At 68.0% G+C, this 20,530-nt stretch carries 21 protein-coding genes; 5 read left to right on the top strand and 16 right to left on the bottom strand.

The genetic code is table 11. From position 1 onward, the window contains the following. Positions 1-112: 112 nt before the first annotated feature. The 6 genes from IM689_RS04700 to rimM all read right to left on the bottom strand — a co-directional run bounded on the left by IM689_RS04700 (position 113) and on the right by rimM (position 4,242). On the bottom strand, positions 113-433 hold the full coding sequence (locus tag IM689_RS04700; protein ID WP_193643090.1) for a DUF2469 domain-containing protein: 321 nt from the start codon (positions 431-433) through the stop codon (positions 113-115). Then, positions 430-1,173 carry a ribonuclease HII gene (locus tag IM689_RS04695; RefSeq protein WP_047311984.1) on the bottom strand — a complete coding sequence of 248 codons (744 nt, stop codon included), beginning with the start codon at positions 1,171-1,173 and terminating at the stop codon, positions 430-432. The genes IM689_RS04700 and IM689_RS04695 overlap by 4 nt, the downstream gene beginning before the upstream one ends. A gap of 26 nt (positions 1,174-1,199) precedes the next feature. Next, positions 1,200-1,847, bottom strand: coding sequence for a signal peptidase I (gene lepB, locus IM689_RS04690; RefSeq protein WP_193643089.1), 648 nt, complete (start codon positions 1,845-1,847; stop codon positions 1,200-1,202). A gap of 29 nt (positions 1,848-1,876) precedes the next feature. Next, complete coding sequence (rplS, locus tag IM689_RS04685) at positions 1,877-2,242, bottom strand: 50S ribosomal protein L19 (RefSeq protein ID WP_118912716.1); 366 nt, start codon at positions 2,240-2,242, stop codon at positions 1,877-1,879. Between the two features lie 269 nt (positions 2,243-2,511). After that, positions 2,512-3,693 carry a tRNA (guanosine(37)-N1)-methyltransferase TrmD gene (trmD, locus tag IM689_RS04680; protein ID WP_193643088.1) on the bottom strand — a complete coding sequence of 394 codons (1,182 nt, stop codon included), beginning with the start codon at positions 3,691-3,693 and terminating at the stop codon, positions 2,512-2,514. A 3-nt stretch (positions 3,694-3,696) separates the two neighbouring features. Then, entirely contained in the window at positions 3,697-4,242 is a 546-nt protein-coding gene (rimM, locus tag IM689_RS04675; RefSeq protein WP_047311981.1) for a ribosome maturation factor RimM, read from the bottom strand. A 98-nt stretch (positions 4,243-4,340) separates the two neighbouring features. Between rimM and IM689_RS04670 the strand changes: the two genes are divergently transcribed. After that, entirely contained in the window at positions 4,341-4,769 is a 429-nt protein-coding gene (locus IM689_RS04670) for a DUF4190 domain-containing protein (protein WP_193643087.1), read from the top strand. A 61-nt stretch (positions 4,770-4,830) separates the two neighbouring features. Here IM689_RS04670 and IM689_RS04665 read toward each other — a convergent pair whose 3' ends face one another. The 4 genes from IM689_RS04665 to IM689_RS04650 form a co-directional block, all read right to left on the bottom strand. Further along, on the bottom strand, positions 4,831-5,268 hold the full coding sequence (locus IM689_RS04665; RefSeq protein ID WP_082128826.1) for a DUF2752 domain-containing protein: 438 nt from the start codon (positions 5,266-5,268) through the stop codon (positions 4,831-4,833). Positions 5,269-5,384: 116 nt separating this feature from the next. Further along, positions 5,385-5,627, bottom strand: coding sequence for an RNA-binding protein (locus tag IM689_RS04660; protein WP_047311979.1), 243 nt, complete (start codon positions 5,625-5,627; stop codon positions 5,385-5,387). 5 nt (positions 5,628-5,632) lie between these two features. Next, positions 5,633-6,118 (bottom strand): 30S ribosomal protein S16, encoded by a 486-nt coding sequence (rpsP, locus tag IM689_RS04655; protein ID WP_047312203.1) that lies wholly within the window; start codon positions 6,116-6,118, stop codon positions 5,633-5,635. A 227-nt stretch (positions 6,119-6,345) separates the two neighbouring features. Then, positions 6,346-7,857 carry a helix-turn-helix transcriptional regulator gene (locus IM689_RS04650; protein WP_047311978.1) on the bottom strand — a complete coding sequence of 504 codons (1,512 nt, stop codon included), beginning with the start codon at positions 7,855-7,857 and terminating at the stop codon, positions 6,346-6,348. 196 nt (positions 7,858-8,053) lie between these two features. On the opposite strand from IM689_RS04650, the gene aceA reads away from it, so the two are divergent. From aceA to IM689_RS04635, 3 genes are all read left to right on the top strand, one after another. After that, positions 8,054-9,349, top strand: a complete 1,296-nt coding sequence (aceA, locus tag IM689_RS04645) for an isocitrate lyase (RefSeq protein ID WP_129665214.1) — start codon at positions 8,054-8,056, stop codon at positions 9,347-9,349. Positions 9,350-9,546: 197 nt separating this feature from the next. Next, positions 9,547-11,187: a malate synthase A gene (aceB, locus tag IM689_RS04640; RefSeq protein ID WP_193643086.1), complete on the top strand. Its 1,641-nt coding sequence runs from the start codon at positions 9,547-9,549 to the stop codon at positions 11,185-11,187. A gap of 80 nt (positions 11,188-11,267) precedes the next feature. Continuing rightward, on the top strand, positions 11,268-11,588 hold the full coding sequence (locus IM689_RS04635) for a putative quinol monooxygenase (protein WP_118912723.1): 321 nt from the start codon (positions 11,268-11,270) through the stop codon (positions 11,586-11,588). 17 nt (positions 11,589-11,605) lie between these two features. Here the strand turns inward: IM689_RS04635 and IM689_RS04630 are convergent, their stop codons facing one another. Together IM689_RS04630 and IM689_RS04625 are read right to left on the bottom strand one after the other, a co-directional pair. Beyond that, positions 11,606-12,514 (bottom strand): GNAT family N-acetyltransferase, encoded by a 909-nt coding sequence (locus IM689_RS04630; protein WP_227484461.1) that lies wholly within the window; start codon positions 12,512-12,514, stop codon positions 11,606-11,608. Next, a complete protein-coding gene (locus IM689_RS04625) occupies positions 12,507-13,598 on the bottom strand; it encodes an amidohydrolase family protein (protein ID WP_193643084.1) in 1,092 nt (363 codons plus the stop codon). Before IM689_RS04625 ends, IM689_RS04630 begins: the two co-directional genes overlap by 8 nt. A 133-nt stretch (positions 13,599-13,731) precedes the next feature. Here IM689_RS04625 and IM689_RS04620 point away from each other — a divergent pair, with 133 nt between their 5' ends. Beyond that, positions 13,732-14,460, top strand: coding sequence for an alpha/beta fold hydrolase (locus tag IM689_RS04620; protein WP_193643083.1), 729 nt, complete (start codon positions 13,732-13,734; stop codon positions 14,458-14,460). 101 nt (positions 14,461-14,561) lie between these two features. On the opposite strand, the gene ffh is transcribed toward IM689_RS04620, so the two are convergent. From ffh to IM689_RS04600, 4 genes are all read right to left on the bottom strand, one after another. Continuing rightward, entirely contained in the window at positions 14,562-16,184 is a 1,623-nt protein-coding gene (ffh, locus tag IM689_RS04615; protein ID WP_118912741.1) for a signal recognition particle protein, read from the bottom strand. An 86-nt stretch (positions 16,185-16,270) separates the two neighbouring features. Continuing rightward, a complete protein-coding gene (locus tag IM689_RS04610; protein WP_193643082.1) occupies positions 16,271-18,628 on the bottom strand; it encodes a [protein-PII] uridylyltransferase in 2,358 nt (785 codons plus the stop codon). A 34-nt stretch (positions 18,629-18,662) separates the two neighbouring features. Then, the gene (locus IM689_RS04605) at positions 18,663-19,001 is read right to left on the bottom strand and encodes a P-II family nitrogen regulator (protein ID WP_193643081.1); all 339 of its coding nucleotides are present in this window, start codon (positions 18,999-19,001) and stop codon (positions 18,663-18,665) included. Continuing rightward, positions 18,998-20,419 carry an ammonium transporter gene (locus IM689_RS04600; RefSeq protein ID WP_047311969.1) on the bottom strand — a complete coding sequence of 474 codons (1,422 nt, stop codon included), beginning with the start codon at positions 20,417-20,419 and terminating at the stop codon, positions 18,998-19,000. The genes IM689_RS04605 and IM689_RS04600 overlap by 4 nt, the downstream gene beginning before the upstream one ends. Positions 20,420-20,530: the final 111 nt, after the last annotated feature.

The raw sequence follows: 20,530 nt of genomic DNA, 5'->3' as shown, positions 1-20,530 counted from the left end.
GACCAGCAAAGGTCTCGGAGGTTCTACTGGTCACCTTCGGAAGCAGCGGACCTGTGGAGAAGGCCGCTCGGGTGCTGACGAGCACCCCGTGAGCGTCACATCTGTGGGCGAATCAGGTGCAGTCGGGGCCGTCGGGGATCTCGAGGTCGTTCTTCGACAGTTCCTCGACGTTGACGTCCTTGAACGTCACGACGCGCACGGTCTTGACGAAGCGCGCGGGGCGGTAGATGTCCCACACCCACGCGTCCTGCATCGTGACGTCGAAGAAGACGTCGGCGCCCTCACCACGCACCTTCATGTCGACGGCGTTGCACAGGTAGAAGCGACGCTCGGTCTCCACGACGTAGCGGAAGAGCCCGACGACGTCGCGGTATTCGCGGTAGAGGGCCAGTTCTTGCTCGTTCTCGTACCGCTCGAGGTCCTCGGCGCTCATGCCTGCGTGCTCCTCACGTCATGGTGTGCTTCGGGCACCTGCTGGTCTTCTGCCTCGGCCGCGCGGAAGGTCTTCCACGAGCGACGGTGCAACTCACACGGCCCGTGCTCGGCGATCGCCGCCAGGTGTCCGGGCGCCGAATACCCCTTGTTGATCTCCCACCCGTAGACTGGGTGGCCGGGGGCAGCCTCGGCCATCATGGCATCACGCTCCACCTTCGCGAGCAAACTTGCCCCGGCCACCGACGAGCACCGCATGTCGGCCTTGATCTGGGTGACTACCTCGGGTGCACCCCCGACGACGTCCACTGCGTCGAGAAGTCCGAGCAGGCCGACGCTCTCGGGTTCGGTGAGCCAGTCGTGCTTACCGTCGAGGATGACGACGTCCGGCGTCACCTCGAGGGCCGCGAGCGCCCGGGTGCCGGCGAGACGGAGTGCCCGTGTCATGCCCATCTCGTCGATCTCGGCGGGGCTGGCGTGCCCGACGGCGCCTGCGACGGCCCATCGGCGCACCTTCGCAGCCAGCGCCGGACGCTTGGGTTCGGGCACGAGCTTGGAATCCTTGACGCCCTGCGGCACGGTGCCCGTCGTCGCGGAGACGACGCAGACGCCCACGCTCACCGGCCCCGCGAGGGCGCCGCGGCCCACCTCGTCCATGCCGGCGATCAGTGTTCGCCCGTCGCGCAGCAGTTGCCGCTCGAGGCGCAGGGTGGGCGTCTTCGACGGGGTACGAACCGCCACGTCGGGCCTCCTCTCGGCGTCCGGGCTCACGAGCCCGACCAATACTTCCACGCCACGCGACCGACCACCTTGTCCACGGGCACGTACCCCCCGCCGGGGTCACCGAGATGGTTGCGGGAGTCGTCGGAGTCATCTCGGTTGTCGCCCATGACGAACAGCTTTCCCTCGGGCACGCGCACAGAGAACGGCTGCGCCGAGGCTCGCTTCGAGCCCCACCCGAGGTACGGCTCGGCCACACGTCGACCGTTCACCGTGAGCACGCCCTTGTGGTCGACGACGACGTGATCGCCGCCGACACCGATGATCCGTTTGAGGTAGTCCTGCTCGTCCGGGCGGAACCCGAGCCATCCGGCTGCGGTGTCGATGACGGCGAGCACGCCGGAGCGCTCGGCCGGCTGATAGAGAGAACCCTCACCGGAGAACACGATGACGTCACCGCGACGCACGTCGGCACGCTTGTCGACGAGGATGCGATCGCCGACCCCGTAGTTCGGTTCCATCGAACGCGAGGGCACTGTGAACGTCTCGAACCAGAGGGCGTGGACGAGCAGCATCACGGCGACGACGAGACTGAGGCCGCCGACGACCCATCGCCGCCGGGGAACGCCGAAGGCGTGACCTCGTCGTGAGGTCACGCCTTCGGGCGAGCGACCGGACGCAGCGTGACGCTTCATCGCAGGGTCGCTTCGGGTCGACGCGAGGTTCAGGCCTTCTTGGCCGGAACGGCGTCGCGCTTCTCCTTGATCTTGGCAGCCTTGCCGCGCAGGTCGCGCAGGTAGTACAGCTTGGCGCGACGCACGTCACCGCGCGTCAGGACCTCGATCTTGTCGATGACCGGGGTGTGCACCGGGAAGGTACGCTCCACGCCGACGCCGAAGGAAACCTTGCGGACGGTGAAGGTCTCGCCGACGCCGCCGCCGTGGCGGCGGATGACGACGCCCTTGAAGACCTGGACACGCGAGCGCGTGCCTTCGATGACCTTGACGTGGACGTTCAGCGTGTCACCGGCGCGGAAGTCGGGGACGTCGGAACGCAGGCTCGCCGCGTCGATCGCGTCGAACTTCTTCATGTTCTACTCAAATCTGTGGCACGCGCAGGTTGCCACGGTCAGGCTCGGCCGGGGGCCGAGTTGCTGTCGGTTGCGCGTCCCGTCGAGTCTCATGGTCCGGCATGTTCGGTGCGGTGATGCCCGAGATGATCTGGATCAAAACCCCGGGGGTACCGACCGGCCGTGCCACTCCCCCTGCGGCGGGGACTCGTCGTGACAAGACGCAAGAACTCATCTTGCCAGAGCCGGAGTGATCGCAGGAAATCGCGCGACCCAATCCCCCGAGAACCTCAGACCCGACGTCGCTTCTCCAACGCCAGGAGTCCACGCTCGTCGGCGCCATCCCCCACGACGCGGTACTTCGCCTTCTTGTAGATGGCCATGTTGCGTTCTCGGTCCGCCCCTGTCGTGAGCCGGAATCTCCGCACAGCAGGCGGCGCCTGGTCCTCGGCAAACTCCAGAAGGGCACGGCCGAGTCCGCGTCCTTCGAGATCAGGCGCCACCATCAGCCGTCCGATCTCCCAGGTCGTGTGGTCGTCTCCCGTGACCTTGGCACGAACGGACGCGACCAGACGACCTCCCGCTCGCACCACCCAGGTGTTCCACTCGTCCATGGACGCTGCGAGCTGCTCGACGGTCTCGGCAGGCGCACCCCACCAGGATTCCTCGGGCGAAGCTGCGGCGACTTCGGGAGCCCAGCACGCGCGCTGGAGGGTCATCAGTTCGCCGAGATCCGCGGGGGCGATGGGTACTGCTTCGATGAGCGATGGGGTCAAGGCTGCGGAGGCGTGCAACAGGTCCGGACGCCGCGCCGCCGTTCGTTCGAGCCGCTGCTGGTGACGCCAGGCGGCGACCTTGGCGTGGTCACCCGAGAGGAGCACGGCCGGCACCTCGCGATCGCGCCACGTTGCAGGCTTCGTGTACACCGGGTACTCGAGCAGCCCGTCCTCGTGAGACTCCTCGACGAGCGACTCGGCGTTGCCCATGAACCCCGGCAGCAGTCGCGCCGCAGCTTCGATCATCGCGAGGACGGCGACCTCACCACCGTTGAGGACGTAGTCGCCCAGCGAGATGACGCGCACTGGCATGACCTCTGCGGCGGCCTCGTAGACGCGCTCGTCGATGCCTTCGTAGCGGCCGCACGCGAAGACCAGCCAGTCCTCGTCGGCGAGCTCGCGCGCCACCTTCTGGGTGAGCACCTCTCCCCCGGGCCCCGGCACGACGAGCGTCGGGGTGCCGTCGCGGAGACCACGCACGCGCTCCAGCGCCTCCCACCAGGGCTGGGGTTTCATGACCATGCCGGCTCCGCCGCCGTACGGCGTGTCGTCGACCGTGCGGTGACGGTCGTGGGCGAAGTCGCGCAGATCGTGCACAGCGATGTCGAGGAGCCCCTTGCGCTGCGCCTGCCCCGGCAGGCTGAGATTCAGCGGTTCAAGGTACTCCGGAAAGATCGAGATGATGTCGCAGCGCACGAATCAGGCTTCTTCGACGTCGTCGGAGTGAGCATCGGTGGGGCGTCCCAGTTCCAGCAGGCCGGGCGGCGGTGTGACGACGATGCGGCGCTCGTCCTCGTCGACCTCCGGCACGATCTCCTCGACGAACGGCAGGAGAACGTCGTAGCCGTCCACCCCGTCGACGACGAGCAGGTCCTGCACCTCCCGCGATTCGAGACCCTTGACAGTTCCGACGGCCGTGCCGTCCTCGAGGACGACGCCGAAGCCGAGCAGGTCTTCCTCGTACCAGGCGTCGTCCTCGACGAGTTCGTCCGCGGCCGCAAGCAGGTTGATGCCGCGTAGCCCCTCGGCAGCGGTGCGGTCGGGAGCCTCCTCGAACGCCAGGAGGTAGATGCCGTTGTGGACGCGCGTCGACCGCAGCGTCAGCGGTCCGCGGTGAGCGGGGTCGGTGACGAAGGCTGCCCCGGCGACGAAGCGTTCCTCGGGCGAATCGGTGTGCACCTGCACCGTCACTTCACCTTTGAGCCCGTGGGCCTTTCCGATTCGTGCGACGACAACTTCATCCATGCCTCCATTCTGTCAGGACATGCCCACCGCTTCGTCGTCCCCGCGGGCAGGGGCGATTCCTACTACGGTTGGGGCAGGACTCACACGGAGGAGAGAACATGAGCAACCCCATTGACCCCCAGAACAACCCGCAGCAGAACTACGGCAACCAGCCGAACTACGACGCGAACGGCCAGTCGCAGGCTCCCTACGGCCAGGGCAGCCAGGCTCCCTACGGTCAGCCCGGTCAGGATGTCTACGGTCAGCAGGCGCAGGGCGGCTTCGGCCAGCCCGGTGGCGCGCCGTACCAGGGCATGACGATGGAGAACAAGAAGGCCCTGCCGGCCCTCATCTGCTCCTTCCTCGGCCTCCTGTGCGGCATCCTCTCGATCGTCGGAATCGTCCTCGGCGTCATCGCCCAGAAGGAAATCCGCGAGAGCAACGGCATGCAGACGGGCGCTGAGAAGGCCAAGCTGGCCATCATCGTCGGCGCCGTCGTCACCATCCTCAACCTGGGTATCGGTATCTGGGTGGCCACTCAGGGCTGACCCCGGCACGAGCGACGAAGGGCTGCATCCCCACCGGATGCAGCCCTTCGTCATGTTCACATCAGGGATAGAAGGCCGCGCCGATCGGCAGGTTCCGATACAGCGAGAAGGCGACGCACACCGCGATCAGCACCGGCGCCACGACACCCCGCTGCACCGGGAACATCCACGGACGCGTGCTGCCGGTCCATCGATCCCGAACAACGCTGATCCACCACGCGAGCACCAAGGGCACGGCACTCACGAGGAGCGGATTGCTGAAGAAGGCATCGACGATACGCAGGTTGGTGAGGTCGTTCACGGCACGCAGGCCGCCGCAGAAGGGGCAAGCAAGACCGAACAGCGCGATGGACGGGCAGCGTCCCCACGACGCATCGACGTGAGGATCACGCAGGTACAGGAGGCCGGAGGCCAGCGCCAAGGAACCGGCGACGACGAACGGCCCCAAGAGACGGCGCTCCCGAGGGCGCTGGTCTCGGGCCACCATCGTTTCGGTCACCCTTCAAGGCTACCTTTTCGCCTGCCGGCGGCCCGGCATCCCCTCCAGACCCGAAGAACACGAAGCAGCCCTCCCACCTCATCGAGGTGGGAGGGCTGCTTCGTCGGTGCACCGGCTCAGCGCGAACGGTCGGTGTCGACGATGTCGACGCGAACCGAACGGCCACCGGCCAGCGCGGAGACCACGGTGCGAAGGGCGGACGCCGTTCGACCGGAACGGCCGATCACGCGACCGAGGTCGTCCGGGTGGACGCGAACCTCGAGGAGTTCACCCCGTCGTCCGTCCTTGTGACGCACGACGACGTCGCCGTCATGGTCGACGATGCCCTTGACGAGGTGCTCCAGTGCTTCTTCGAGCACGAGGATCAGGCCTCTTCGGTCTTCTCGGCCTCAGCTGCGGGAGCCTCTTCGGCCTTCTCCTCAGCCTTGGCCTCGTCAGCCTTGGGCTCCTCGGCCTTGTCGGCCTTCTTCTTGGCCGTCGTGGCGCCGCCCTTGGAGGTGTCGGCGTTCTGAGCGGCCTTGAGAGCGGCTTCGTAGAGGGCCTTCTTGTCGGCCTTCGGCTCGGCCGTCTTCAGCGTGCCCTCGGCACCCGGCTCGCCCTTGAACTTCTGCCAGTCACCCGTGATCTTGAGGAGCGCGGCGACCTGCTCGGTCGGCTGCGCGCCGACGGAGAGCCAGTACTGCGCGCGCTCGCCGTCGATCTCGATGAGGCTCGGCTCTTCCTTGGGGTGGTACTTGCCGATCTCCTCGATGGCACGGCCGTCGCGCTTCGTACGGCTGTCCATGACGACAACGCGGTACTGGGGCTGACGGATCTTGCCGAGGCGCTTGAGGCGGATCTTGACTGCCATGGTGGCGGTCTCACTTTCTGTGTAGGTGAACCACGGCGAGACCGCTCGAGCGAACGGGCACGAGCGCAGCCTGACGCGAAGGAAATTTCGCGGATGACCGACGTCGACCGGCGTCCGAACGGGGAACCGTGATTCGGGGTAGGCGTGCATCCGGCCGATTGCCGGGCGCACGGGTACAGCTTCATTCTGCCAGAAGCGAGCCCACCCGCCGAATCCCCTCCCCTCCGTCAGCCGTCCTCGCGCGCGTGCCGCTCGAGGAACTGGTAGACCTCGGTGTCGTCGACGCCGGGGAACGTGCCGGGCGGCATGGCGGCGAGCAGGTGCGAGTGCACGCGAGCGCTCGGCCAGGAGCGACCGTCCCATCGGCTCGCAAGTTCCTGTGGAGGGCGCGTGCAGCACGACGGGTCGGGGCAGCGCGAGAGCGAACGCTCGGTCGTCTCCCGGCCGCGGAACCACTTGACGTGCTGGTAGGGCGTACCGACGTTGACGGAGAACAAGCCACTCGGCGTGCGGTCCACGAACGCCGAGCACCAGTACGTGCCCGAGCGCGTGTCCGTGTACTGCTGGTAGGAGCGCGACAGGTCGGGCTGATCGAAGACGGCGCGCGCCGTCCAGTGCTTGCACACGCGCTGGCCCTCGATCGCGCCCGTGGCGTCGGTCGGGAACTGGATGCCGTCGTTCTCGTACGCCTTGTAGATGACGCCGTCGGAGCTGATGCGCATGAAGTGCACGGGGATGTCGAGCACCTTCGTCGCGAGGTTCGTGAAGCGGTGCGCCGCCGTCTCGTAGGAGACGCCGTAGGCATCGCGCAGATCCTCGATGGAGATGTCCTTGGCCTCCTTCGCGTCGAGAAGGCGGCGCCCCACCTCCTTCTCCGGCATGAGCACGGCGGCGGCGAAGTAGTTGATCTCGACGCGCTGGGAGAGGAACTCCGCGTAGTCGGCCGGCACCTCGTGGTCGAGCACGAGATGACCGAGGGCCTGCAGGGCGAGAGACCGTGCGTCGTGCTGGCCGGCCTCCGGCTGCGGCAGATAGATGCGCCGGTTCGCGAGGTCGCTCACCGTCCGGGTTGAGCCGGGAAGATCCGAGGTGTGCACGAGCTGGTAGCCGAGGTGTTCGGCGATGCGGTCCACAGAGGCTCGCGAGACGGGCCCACCACGGTGCCCGACGTCGGAGAGCAACTGCGCAGCCGCGCCCTCGATGTCGGCGAAGTAGTTGTCGGCCTGCCTCATCCGGGTGCGCAGCTCGGCGTTCGCGCGCCGTGCGTGCTCGGGCGTCGCCGCCTGCTCGCTGCGCATCGCCGCCATCGCCTCGTGCATTCCGACGAGTGCCTCGAGCGCCTCGGTGGGCAGCCGCGGTCCGATGCGGACGCTCGGCAGCCCGAGCGAGGCGTACGTCGACGCCCGCTGCGCACGCTCCAGACGGATCTCGAGGGCCGCTCGCCGTGACGGCGGCGCTGTCGCGAGAAGGTCGGCGAGCGGCACGTCGAGCGCCTCGGCCAGCGACGTGAGGACCGAGAGCCTCGGCTCCCTCTTGCCGTTCTCGATGAGCGAGAGCGCCGACGGGCTCATGCCGATCGCCCCCGCCACGTCACCGAGGGTGCGCTCCGCCTGCTGACGCACGTGACGCAGGCGCCGGCCGATCGTCAGGGCGTCGGGGGCTGCCCGCTCCACGGGCGCCGCCTCCTCGGCCGCAGCACGGGCCGAGGCGAGCCGCCCTTCGCGCATCTTCTCGTTCATGACTCCACTTTCCGGCCTGCGTGACGGCCGTCACGCCAGCTTCGCGACGAAAGACGGCTCAAAATTGCTCAACACGTAAATATTCGTCGATCTTTACTCGAAAAGTCTACCTACTTGTGCGTTCTTCTCGGTCAGAGTTGAGTCATCGATCCCCACCGGGCACCTACCAGGGCCCATAGAGGAAGGACTGGAGCCAATGACCTCCGAGCAGATCATCAAGACGATCGACGACCGCGCAGCCGCGATCCAGAAGGACTGGGACACGAACGAGCGCTGGAAGAACGTCGAGCGCGAGTACACCGCCCAGGACGTCGCTCGCCTCCAGGGCAACGTGCAGGAGGAGTTCACCCTCGCCAAGCGCGGTGCCGAGCAGCTGTGGGACAAGCTCCACACGGAGGACTTCGTCAACGCCCTCGGTGCGCTGACGGGTAACCAGGCCGTCCAGCAGGTCAAGGCCGGCCTCAAGGCCATCTACCTGTCCGGTTGGCAGGTCGCCGGTGACGCGAACCTCGCCGGTCAGACCTACCCGGACCAGTCGCTCTACCCGGCCAACTCCGTGCCGCAGGTCGTGCGCCGCATCAACAACGCGCTCATGCGCGCCGACGAGATCGAGTTCTCCGAGGGCACCAAGTCCGTCGACGAGTGGATCGTCCCGATCGTCGCCGACGCCGAGGCCGGCTTTGGTGGCCCGCTCAACGCCTACGAGCTCATGAAGTCCATGATCAACGCCGGTGCCGCGGGTGTGCACTGGGAGGACCAGCTCGCGTCGGAGAAGAAGTGCGGTCACCTCGGTGGCAAGGTGCTCATCCCGACGAAGCAGCACGTTCGCACGCTGAACGCCGCCCGCCTCGCCGCCGACGTCTCGAACGTCCCGTCGGTCGTCATCGCCCGTACGGACGCCGAGGCCGCGACGCTCATCACCTCCGACGTCGACGAGCGCGACCAGCAGTTCCTCACCGGTGAGCGCACCAACGAGGGCTTCTACAAGGTTCGCAACGGCATCGAGCCCTGCATCGAGCGCGCCAAGGCCTACGCGCCCTACGCCGACCTCATCTGGATGGAGACGGGCACGCCGGACCTCGAACTGGCCAAGAAGTTCGCCGAGGCCGTCAAGGCCGAGTACCCGGACCAGATGCTGGCCTACAACTGCTCGCCGTCGTTCAACTGGCGCAAGCACCTCGACGACGAGACGATCGCGAAGTTCCAGAAGGAGCTCGGCGCGATGGGCTTCAAGTTCCAGTTCATCACCCTCGCCGGCTTCCACGCCCTCAACTACTCGATGTTCGACCTGGCTCACGGCTACGCCCGCGAGCAGATGACGGCGTACGTCGACCTGCAGGAGCGCGAGTTCGCCTCGGAGAGCCGCGGCTACACGGCCACGAAGCACCAGCGCGAGGTCGGCACGGGTTACTTCGACCTGGTCTCCACGACGCTCAACCCCGAGTCGTCGACGACCGCCCTCAAGGACTCGACGGAGAGCGCTCAGTTCTGATCGCCACCGTCTGAGTAAGACCAACCCCCGCCTGTGCGGCCACCTGGCTCCGACCGCACGGGCGGGGGTTCACTTTCCACCCCGTCCAGCACCCGAACCTGCTCCACGAGGGCCTGCGTATCGGGGATGATGGGTTTCACCGTTCCACCCGCGACGCCCGACGGCGTTGCCCCCGCGCTTCTTCGAAGGAGGGCCCCATGAGCTCTTCACCCACCGTCCGCGGCCGGATGCACCCGGGCTTCGACGAGATCCTCACCCCCGACGCCCTCGCGTTCCTGGCACGCCTCGACGGCGAGTTCGCCGGACGTCGCGCCGACCTGCTCGCGCAGCGTCGCGCGCAGTCGCGTCGCATCAACCGGGGAGCCGACCTCGACTTCTCCCCCGAGGAGATCGCCGCGCGTGAGGACGACTCGTGGAGCGTCGCACCGATCGCTCCGGGCCTCGCGGACCGCCGCGTCGAACTCGTCGCGCCGGTGACGCGCAGCCACGTCGAGCACGCCATGGCCTCGAACGCGTCCACCTGGCTGGCCGACCTCGAAGACGCCACGGCGCCCACCTGGTTCAACCTCATCGACGGTCAGATCGTCCTGCGTGACGCGGTGCGCGCCTACGCGGCCCGCCCGCAGATCAAGCGCCCGACGCTCATCATGCGCCCGCGTGCCTGGCACCTGTGCGAGAAGCACATCACGATCGACGGTCGCCCGATCTCGGCCACGCTCGTCGACTTCGGCCTGTACTTCTTCCACAACGCGAAGGCGCTCATCGAAGCCCGCTACGGCCCGTACTTCTACCTGCCGAAGATCGAGTCCGGTGCCGAAGCGCGCCTGTGGAACGACATCTTCAACGCGGCCCAGGACGCCCTCGACATCCCGCGCGGCACGGTGCGCGCCACCGTCCTCATCGAGACGCTGCCCGCAGCGTTCGCGATGGAGGAGATCCTCTTCGAGCTGCGCGAGCACGCCTCGGGCCTCAACGCGGGCCGCTGGGACTACATCTTCAGCTACGTGCGCACCTTCGCCCACCGCGGTGACGAGTACGTGCTGCCCGACCGCGAGCGCATCACGATGACGACACCGTTCATGCGCACGTTCACCGACCTGCTCGTCGCCACCGCCCACAAGCGCGGCACGCACGCCATCGCGGCGCCGGCGGCGAACAACCCGACGGTTCAGGACGAGGAGCGCCGTCACCGCGCGCTCAACGTCGTGCGCGCCGAGAAGGAGCGTGAGGCCGAGGAGGGATTCGACGGCTCCTGGGTGGCGCACCCGGCCATGGTCGACACCGTGATGTCGGCGTTCACGCACGTGCTCGGCGACAAGCTCGACCAGATCGAGGTCAAGCGCACGCCGCGTCACGACGCGCACGCGCTCGTCAGCCTCGAAGGCACGATGCAGACCACGAGCTTGCACGGTGTGCGCAGCAACGTCAGCGTCGCCCTGCAGTACCTCGCCGCGTGGATCGACGGCCAGGGCGCCGTCGCCATCGGCAACTACATGGAGGACGCCGCGACGACCGAGATCTGCCGTGCGCAGCTGTGGCAGTGGATGCACCACTCGACGCAGCTGGCCGAAGGTCCGCAGGTCTCGCGTGCCCTGCTCGAGCGCCTCATCGACGAGGAGATGATCAAGCTCAAGCGCGGCGCCGACGCCGACATTCAGTTGCGTCTCGACGAGGCCCGTGAGGTGCTCGAGCGTTCGGCCCTGACCGACGAACTTCCCGGGTTCTTCACGAACTACGCCTACGTGCGGTTCCTCCTCGACGAGGGCCTGCGCATGCCGCGCGGCATCGACGCCGAGGACCTGCGTCAGTCGGAGAAGGTTGCCGGCGACGCGGCCTGATCGACAGGTGGTAGACAAGGGGATGTGCCGAGAAGTCGGCACATCCCCTTGTCTATGCCCCGAGTGAAAGGCACCTTCCGATGATCTTCATCGTCGTCAAGTTCGACGTCCGCCCCGAGCACGCCGAGACGTGGATGGACCACGTCGCAGCGTTCACCGAGGCCACCCGCGCCGAGAGCGGCAACCTGTGGTTCGACTGGAGCCGCAGCGTCGAGAACCCGAACGAGTACGTGCTCGTGGAAGCGTTCAAGGACGACGCCGCAGAGGCACACGTGAACTCCGAGCACTTCAAGACGTTCACCGCCGAGACGCCTGACAAGCTCGCCTCCACGCCGCGAATCATCAGCCGCCAGATCGACGGCGAGGGCTGGGACGAGATGGGCGAGATCAGCGTCGACTGACGGCCCTCTACAGCCCCTCAGACGAGGCGCGGGCGCAGTCGGAGAGCCGCCCGCGTCACGTCTGAGGGATTGCCGCTGATGCTCGCGACGATGTCGTCACCGCGGGCGACGGTGGCGCCGGCACGCAACAGCGCGTCGTGAGCGGCCTCCGCGTCGTCACCGGCCAACCACACGACGGGCGCCGCTGCGTACCGGGCCGTCGTGAGGGCGGCGTCGAACGGCACGTCGACGAGGGCCACTCCCCCGAGTTCACGTGCGACCGCGAAGGCCGCAGCGGCCGGCGTGCCCGACCCGCACACGATGACACCCGTGGGCAGATCGTTCGCGGCGTGCGGCGCCGCGGGCCATTCCTCGCGCGTCACGGCGAACGAGTCGTGATCGAACCACGCGCTCCGACCCCCGAGACCGTCGGCCAGCCACAACATCCGGCGCATCGTGCGCTCGCGGCGGAACCCCAGGGAGCGCAGGAGGCCGGCCGACGTGTCGTTGCCGATGCGCACGTTCGCCTCGAGGCGATGAAGCCCCATACCTTGGGGCGCCTGACGTAGCACGATGCCGACGACGAGGGCCATCCCCTCGCGGAACAGACCGGTACCGACGTAGGGATCGAACGCGTTGTAGCCCATGGTGGCGCTCATGAAACGGCCGTGGACGACATTCGTCACGTTGACGCAGCCCACGAGCCCCGCCTCGTCACCTGTCACCCGGGCAGCGTCCTTGGCGCGGATGAGAAACGTGCGGTGCGTGGCCGACTGCGCCGCGAGGTGGTGGACGAGGTCGTCCGGGTTGACCGGGTTCCAGCGGCCGATCCGAGACGCTGACCGTGTCATCGCCTCCCGGTACGGCGCGATGTCACCACCCGTCGCCACACTGACGTGGACACGCTCACCGCCGGCGACGAGGAGGCGCCCGTCGTCCTCACTCAACGACGCGTCCGCGCAGGATGACATGCGTGGGCGCGGCGAGCACGCGAACGTCGTCGCGCGGGTCGCTCTCGTACTGCACGAGGTCAGCCGGGGCACCCTCGACGAGCGCTTCGTGGCCCAGCCATTCGCGAGCGCCCCACGTCGCCGTCGCGATGGCCTCGGTCGCGCTCATCCCGACGTTGAGCATCTCCTCCACCTCACGGGCGACGAGGCCGTGGGGCAACTGCCCGCCGGCGTCGGTGCCCGCGAAGATGCGCAAGCCTGCGTCCCGGGCCGCGCCGATGGTCTCGTACCGGCGGGCGTGTAGGTCACGCATGTGAGCGGCGTAGCCGGGGAACTTCTTCTCCCCCGCCTGCGCGAAGCTCGGGAAGTTGTCGAGGTTGATGAGCGTGGGCACGATCGCGATGTCGCGCTCGGCGAACATCGCGATGGTCTCCTCGGTGAGGCCGCTCGCGTGTTCGATGCAGTCGATGCCGGCTTCGGCGAAGTCGACGAGCGACTGCTCACCGAAGCAGTGGGCCGTGACGCGAGCGCCCTCCTCGTGGGCTGCGTCGATCGCCGGTTTGAGGGCCTCCTTGGGCCAGCAGGGCGCGAGGTCGCCGGCGTCGCGGTCGATCCAGTCGCCGACGAGCTTCACCCAGCCGTCGCCCCGGCGGGCTTCCTGACGCACGTAGGCGACGAGATCCTCCGGCTCGATCTCATGGGCGAAGTTCTTGATGTAGCGCTTCGTGCGCGCGATGTGACGTCCGGCGCGCACGATGCGCGGCAGGTCCTCGCGATTGTCGATCCAGTGGGTGTCGACCGGTGAACCGCAGTCGCGCAGGAGGAGCGCGCCGGCCGCTCGGTCCGCGAGAGCATGCGCCTCGGCGTTCTCCGGTGCCCCACCGTGCGCCTCGAGGCCCACGTGGCAGTGGGCGTCGACGAGACCGGGAAGGAAGGTGCCTTCCAACCGCGCCGCGTCGGCGGTGGCTGCCTTTTCAGGGGTTTCGAACGTGATGCGTCCGGCCATCACCCACGCTTCGGCCACTTCGTCATCGGGGCCACGCAGCACGCGACCGGTCAGGTGCAGGACGGTGTCGCTCATGCTCGTGACCCTAACGGGAGCCACCGACCCAACGGGCGAGTAGGTGCGAGGTTCCTCACGTTGTCCGCCCATTTTCGCCGAGTGGCGGCGACGTGTGGAGGGCCTTCCCAGGCGTGAGCCGTATTCTGAAGAGATGTCCGGTTCTGTGGTGCTCGTGCACGGTGTGCGGTCTTCGCGCACCATGTGGCGACCCCAGATCAAGCGCCTGACGAAGCGAGGCTTCCACGTCGTCGCGCCCGATCTTCCCGGTCACGGCGAGCGTCAGGACGAGGAGTTCTCGCTCGCTGCGGCGTTGGCCACCATCGACGAGGCCGTCGCGTCGTGCCCCGAGCCGCCGATGCTCGTCGGGTTGTCACTCGGCGGCTACCTGTCGCTGCAGTACGCCGCCACCACGCAGCGTCCCCTGCGCGCTGTGACGGTGGCAGGGTGCACCGCCGTGCCGAATCGCTTCCTCGCAGTGGCGTTTGGCGCCTACCTCTCCTGGCGGGACCGGCTGCCCGGCAACGCGGACGACAGCGTTCTCGCCGCGTTCGCGAAGGCCAACTCGCCCAAGGCCGCGCGCCACTACTACGGCGGCGGTCGCGCGAAGGCTCACGTCGTGGCCCCCGTCATGCGCGCACTGGGCCGCCTCGACGTGCTCGAGGCGATCGGTTCGATCGACGTGCCCGTGACGATCATCAACGGCCGCGGTGACGAGTTCCGCATCCACGAGCGCCGCTTCCTCGCAGCCAACGACGCGGCCCGTCTCATCGTGCTCGACGATGCCGGCCACATCTCGAACCTCAACCGGCCCAAGCGCTTCACGAAGGAGCTGCGGGCCGCGTTCGAGCGCGCAGAGCGCCAGCGTCTCGTCGTCGCGTAGCCGACAATTCCTTCACCGGCTGTCCCCGAGCTGGGACGGCGAAGGGCCGACCACTTCGTGTGTGGTCGGCCCTTCGCGCTCATGCAGCGCTCTTCGCGCGATCAGTCCTTGTCAGCGCCCGGGCCGAGGAACTTCTCGAAGCCCTTGGGCAGCTTCATATTGGAGTAGTCGGGCTCTTCCTTCATCTGCCCGAACGCGTTCTCCATGGCCTGGTTACGGGCGGCATCGGCCTTCTTCGCCGCCTCCGCTTCCTGCTGCGCGCGCTTGGCCGGGTTACCGCTCTTGCCCTTCTTCTTGGGCTGGCTCTTGCCGCGCTTGCCGCCACCGGCACCCATGCCCGGCATACCCGGCATCCCGGGCATTCCCGGCATGCCGCCGCCGTTCTTCAGCTGACGCATCATCTTCTGCGCCTGGCCGAAGCGCTCGAGCAGCTGGTTGACCTCGGAGACACTCACGCCCGAACCGCGCGCGATACGCGCACGGCGCGAACCGTTGATCTGCTTGGGGTTGTTGCGCTCGAACGGCGTCATCGAGTGGACGATGGCCTCGACCCGGTCGAACTCGCGCTCGTCGAGCGCGTTGAGCTGGTCACGCATCTGGCCCATGCCCGGCATCATGCCGAGCAGGCCCTTGATGTTGCCCATCTTCTTGATGGCCGACATCTGCTGGAGGAAGTCGTCGAACGTGAAGTCCTCGCCGCCGGAGAACTTGCGCGCCATCTCGGCGGCTTGGCGCTTGTCGAACGCGCGCTCGGCCTGCTCGATGAGCGTGAGGACGTCACCCATGTCGAGGATGCGCGACGCCATGCGGTCGGGGTGGAAGACCTCGATGTCCTTGACGCCTTCACCCGTGGAGGCGTACATGATCGGGCGACCCGTGATCGAGGCGACCGACAGCGCGGCACCACCACGGGCGTCACCGTCGAGCTTCGACAGGACGACACCGGTGAAGTCGACGCCGTCCTGGAACGCCGTCGCCGTCTCGATGGCGGCCTGACCGATCATCGCGTCGATGACGAACAGCACCTCGTGCGGGTTGATCGCCTCACGGATGTCGGCGGCCTGCTGCATGAGGTTCTCGTCGACGGCCAGACGGCCGGCCGTGTCGACGATGACGACGTCGTACTGACGCAGCTTGGCCTGGTTGACGCCGGCCTGCGCGACCCACACCGGGTCGCCGTACGAGCGCGTGCCCTCGGCGTTCTCCGAAACGGCGTCGTGGCCGCCCTCGTTGCCGCGCTCCGGCGAGAACACCGGTACACCGGCACGCTCACCGACGACCTCCAGCTGACGCACGGCGTTCGGACGCTGGAGGTCGGCGGCCACGAGCACCGGGAAGTGGCCCTCGTCGCGCAGACGGCGGGCCAGCTTGCCGGCGAACGTCGTCTTACCCGAACCCTGCAGACCAGCGAGCATGATGACCGTCGGGCCCGACTTGGCCATGTTAAGGCGCCGCGTCTGGCCACCGAGGATCTCGACGAGTTCCTCGTTGACGATCTTGACGACCTGCTGACCCGGGTTGAGCGCCTGGCTCACCTCGGCGCCCAGCGCGCGCTCGCGCACGCCACGGGTGAACTGCTTGACGACCGGCAGGGCCACGTCCGCATCGAGCAGCGCCATCCGGATGTCGCGGATGGTCGAGTTGATGTCGGACTCGGTCAGGCGCCCCTTGCCACGAAGATTCGTGAAGGTGGCTGTCAGACGGTCGGAAAGGCTGTTGAACACCGGTTTAGGTTACCCGCTCGCCCCGGGCGCCGTCAGATCGACACCGTGGGACCGCACCTGCGGCGCACCGTGAGCGTTCTCCTCGTTCACCGAGAGCGCAGGGCGCCTCGAACGGCATCGAGCGCACAATCGAGCGCCTGAGGATCCAGCGTCCCAGCGTCAGCTGCCCTCACCGTGAAGACGTCGACCGCCCGGCCCGCGCTGGTCATGACGCTCGCACCGACGAGCGCCACGCCGCAGGCCGCGAGGGCGCGTCCCACGTCGAAGAGGAGCCCGACGCGGTCGGGCGCGCGCACTTCGATCCGCTGCGCGTCCTCTGCGGACGACATACGTCGCACGAGAACGTCGCTCGGCCGCTCTGACCCGGCGTGAACCCGGCGCGCGGGAACGTCCAGGGCACGAAGAGGCGTGCGTTCTCCACACCGGAGCGCGCGCAGGGCTCTTTCGAGCTCCGTGACGTCTGGCAACTCCCCGTGCGGCGCCTCGACCGACCACCGATCCAGGGCCAGCCCCTCTCGCGTCGTGATCGCAGCAGCGACGACCCTCAGTCGTCTCAGGGCCAGGAGCCCGGCCGTGTCGGCGAAGAGTCCGGGCCGGTCGATGTCGACGACCGTGAGAACAGCTGAGCGCACGTCCGTGCGCTCGACCTGAAGCACGACATCCCCGTCACGAACCCTCTGCGCGTCCTGTGCCGTCGGCTCCCAGCCGACCCACGGATTCGAGGTGGCGACCTCGTGTGTCAGCTGTGCCTCCACGCGCCGCACGAGATCTGCCACGAGACCCGCACGCCACGAGGTCCACGCTCCGGTACCGGTGGCCACGGCGTCGGCTTCGGTGAGCGCGGCAAGAAGCTGGAGCACCTGCTCCTGACCGGAGACGGCCTCGATGACGACATCAGCCGTGCGCGGATCGTCAGGGTCGCGTCGAGTGGCGCACTCGTCCAACGTGAGGTGGTGGCGCACGAGCCGTTCGACGACCGCGGCGTCGTTCGCATCGAATCCCATCCGCTCGCAGATGGCCCGGGCGACGGGGGCACCCTCGACACTGTGGTCCCGCTGACCAGACACCTTGCCGATGTCGTGAAGGAACGCCGCGACGACGAGGAGATCCGGACGAGCCGCCCTCACGAGCAGTGGCTCGCAGGCCGCGCACGCCTCGATGAGGTGGCGGTCGACGGTGAAACGGTGAAGCGCGTTTCGCTGGGGGCGTGATCGGATCGACGCCCACTCCGGAAACCACGCGTCGATCACGCCGATGCGGTCGAGGTCCTCCCACACGTCGACGAGGCCCGCACCGGAGGCGAGCAGCTCGACGAAGGCCTCCCGCACCGGCGCCGGCCAGGGCGTGGGAAGGCGGGGAAGGTCAGAGGCGAGCTTCGCGGCCGTCGCCGGAGCGATACGCATTCCTCGACGCGCTGCCTGCGTGGCCGCGCGAAGGAGCTGCACGACGCCCGGCTCACGCGGTGAGCCACCGAGCACGACTTCCCCGTCGTGGAGGAAGAGGCCGTACCCCAGCGGCGTCAGGCGCGGGCGACGCGGCCCCACCCGAAGACCCCGCGCACGCTGTGCCTGCGAGGCAGAACGAACCGCGGTATCGCGCACGTGCGCCACGGCGCGCCCCGCGTCAACGACCCGGGTGAGCAGTTCGTCGGCATCCTGCAGACCGAGGAGCTGGGCCACGGCATCCTGGTGCTGCAGTCCCAGAGTCGCGCGCCCCCGCTCGGTCACCACCTGCAGCGCGTCGCGAACGTCCAGCAGAGTCGTTCGAGCCGGATCAAGAGCCCCCCGCTGCGGATCTGCGAGCCAGGCCGTCGTCAAGGCATCGATGAGCAGGAGGTCGCGCAGACCACCACCGGACTCCTTGAGATCAGGCTCCAAAGTCCCCGAAACAGCCGCGAAGCTCGCGTGCCTCGCCTCGAGGGATTCGAGCACCTCCGGAAGTCGCTTGCGGGCTGCGGCGCGCCAGTCCACGCCAACACTCTGGCGCACCCCTGCCACAAGGGTCGCGTCGCCCGCCACGGGCGCGAGATCGAGCATCCCCACCGCAGCGGCAAGATCACCTGAGGCGGCCTTTCGGCATTCGGCGAGCGTGCGAACCGAATGGTCGAAACGCACACCGGCGTCCCACAGCGGGTACCAGAGGCCGTCGGCCAGCTGGCTGAGACGCTCGGCTCCCACTCGACCGGTGTGCACCAGGACGAGGTCCACGTCACTGAGCGGGCCGGCCTCCCCCCTGGCCTGCGAGCCGACCACGGCAAGCGCAACGTCTGTCGTGCCGGAGGAGAAACCCGCAACCGAGATCGCCTCCTGCCATACCTGCTCGAGGTAGCCCTGGGCGTGCTCGGCGAGACGGAGCCGGCGAGCACGCCCGGCGCCCGGACTGCTGAATCCCAGTGCCGTGGCGAGTTCGAGGCGCTCGGTGTAGTGGGCGGAGGCCAGGACCATCAGTTCTCCGCCCACGACGTGCAGCCGGCCGGGGTCACAGCGCCGCCGGACCCGTCTCACCTGTGCGCACGCGCACGATGTCGTCGACGGGAACGGTCCACACCTTGCCGTCGCCGATGCGTCCCGTCTGCGCGGCACGCACGACGGCGTCGACGACGGCGGGCGCGTCGGCGCCGTCGATGACGACCTCGATGCGCAGCTTCGGCACGAAGTCGACGCTGTACTCGGCGCCGCGGTAAACCTCGCTGTGGCCGCGCTGGCGGCCGTAGCCGCTGACCTCGCTCACCGTCATCCCGGCGATGCCATAGGCCTCGAGGGCTTCCTTGACGTCGTCGAGCTTGAACGGCTTGATGATGGCGGTGACGAGTTTCATGCCTGCACTCCTCGCGGGTCGTTGTGTTCTGCGCCGGTGGTGCTGCCACCGAGGGGGCCGTGGCCGGACGGCAGCAGGCCGTGGCCGACGCGGGTACCGGAGGCGAACCCACCGAAATCGTAGGCGGATTCGGCGTGCTCGGCGGAGTCGATGCCCGCGAGCTCGTCGTCGTGGTCGATGCGCCAGCCCATCGTCGCCTTGAGGGCGAGACCGATGACGGCGGTGAGCACGCCCGTGAACGCGAGGCAACCGAGCGCGATGACGATCTGCACGACCGTCTGCTCGTAGCCCTTGCCGTAGAGCAGGCCGTTCGTCGTCGACAGCAGGCCGGCGCCGATCGTGCCCCACAGGCCGGAGACGAGGTGGACGCCGACGACGTCGAGCGAGTCGTCCAGGTTGAACTTGAACTTCAGGCTGACGGCCAGGGCGCTGAGGATGCCGGCGACCGCGCCGAGGATGAGCGAGCCGACGGGGCTGAGCGCACCACAGGCGGGGGTGATCGCGACGAGACCGGCGACGACGCCGGAGGCGGCACCGATGGACGTCGCCTCACCGTCCTTGATCTTCTCGACGGCGAGCCAACCGATCATCGCCGCACACGTCGCGGCGGTCGTGTTGACCCACACGAGGGCGGCCGAACCATCTGCGGCGAGCTCGGAACCCGCGTTGAACCCGAACCAGCCGAACCAGAGCAGACCGGCGCCGAGCATGGTCAGCGGCACGTTGTGGGGGCGCATGGGCACGCGGCCGAAACCGGCGCGGCGCCCGACGATGAGGGCGAGGACGAGGCCCGCCATGCCTGCGTTGATGTGGACGACGGTGCCGCCCGCGAAGTCGATCGGTGCGAACGTGGCCTTGCCGTCGGTCGAACCGAACATCGTCGCGGCGACGCCCTGGTCGGTGCCGCCGAGTAACCCGCCGCCCCACACCATGTGCGCGATCGGGAAGTACACGATCGTCGCCCAGATCGCGGAGAAGACGAGCCACGTCGAGAACTTCACACGGTCGGCGATGGCGCCGGAGATGAGCGCGACCGTCAGGCCCGCGAAGGTGAGCTGGAAGCCCACGAACGCGAGCTCGGGGATGTTTCCGTAGCCCTCGTACCCGAACGAGTTGAACACGTCGGCGACGTTGTGCAGACCGAACTTGTCACCCGGGTTCGCGATCAGCCCGGCGATGTCGTGGGTGCCGAACGACATCGAGTAGCCGTAGAGCACATAGATGATGCCGACGACGCCGAGGGCGCCGAACGACATCATCATCATGTTGAGCACCGACTTGGAGCGCGTCATCCCGCCGTAGAACAACGCCAGCGCGGGCGTCATCATGAGCACGAGCGATGCGCACAAGAGGACGAATGCGGTGGCCGCATAGTCGAGTTTGGGGGCGGCCTCTGCCGCCAGAAGGTGTGCGTTCATGCTCAGTGATCCTGCCCTCGCCACGTTTCAGCATGCGGCTCGCGATGTTTCGCCCATGTTTCGGATGCGGCGCTGACGTGAAATCGCGGTCACATCCTCAGGGTATGCACG

It is taken from the genome of Dermacoccus barathri, assembly GCF_015070805.1.
GTDB lineage: Bacteria > Actinomycetota > Actinomycetes > Actinomycetales > Dermatophilaceae > Dermacoccus > Dermacoccus abyssi.
Note: the sequence above shows the minus strand (reverse complement) of the source record. Positions and strands in the feature narration are given on the sequence as shown.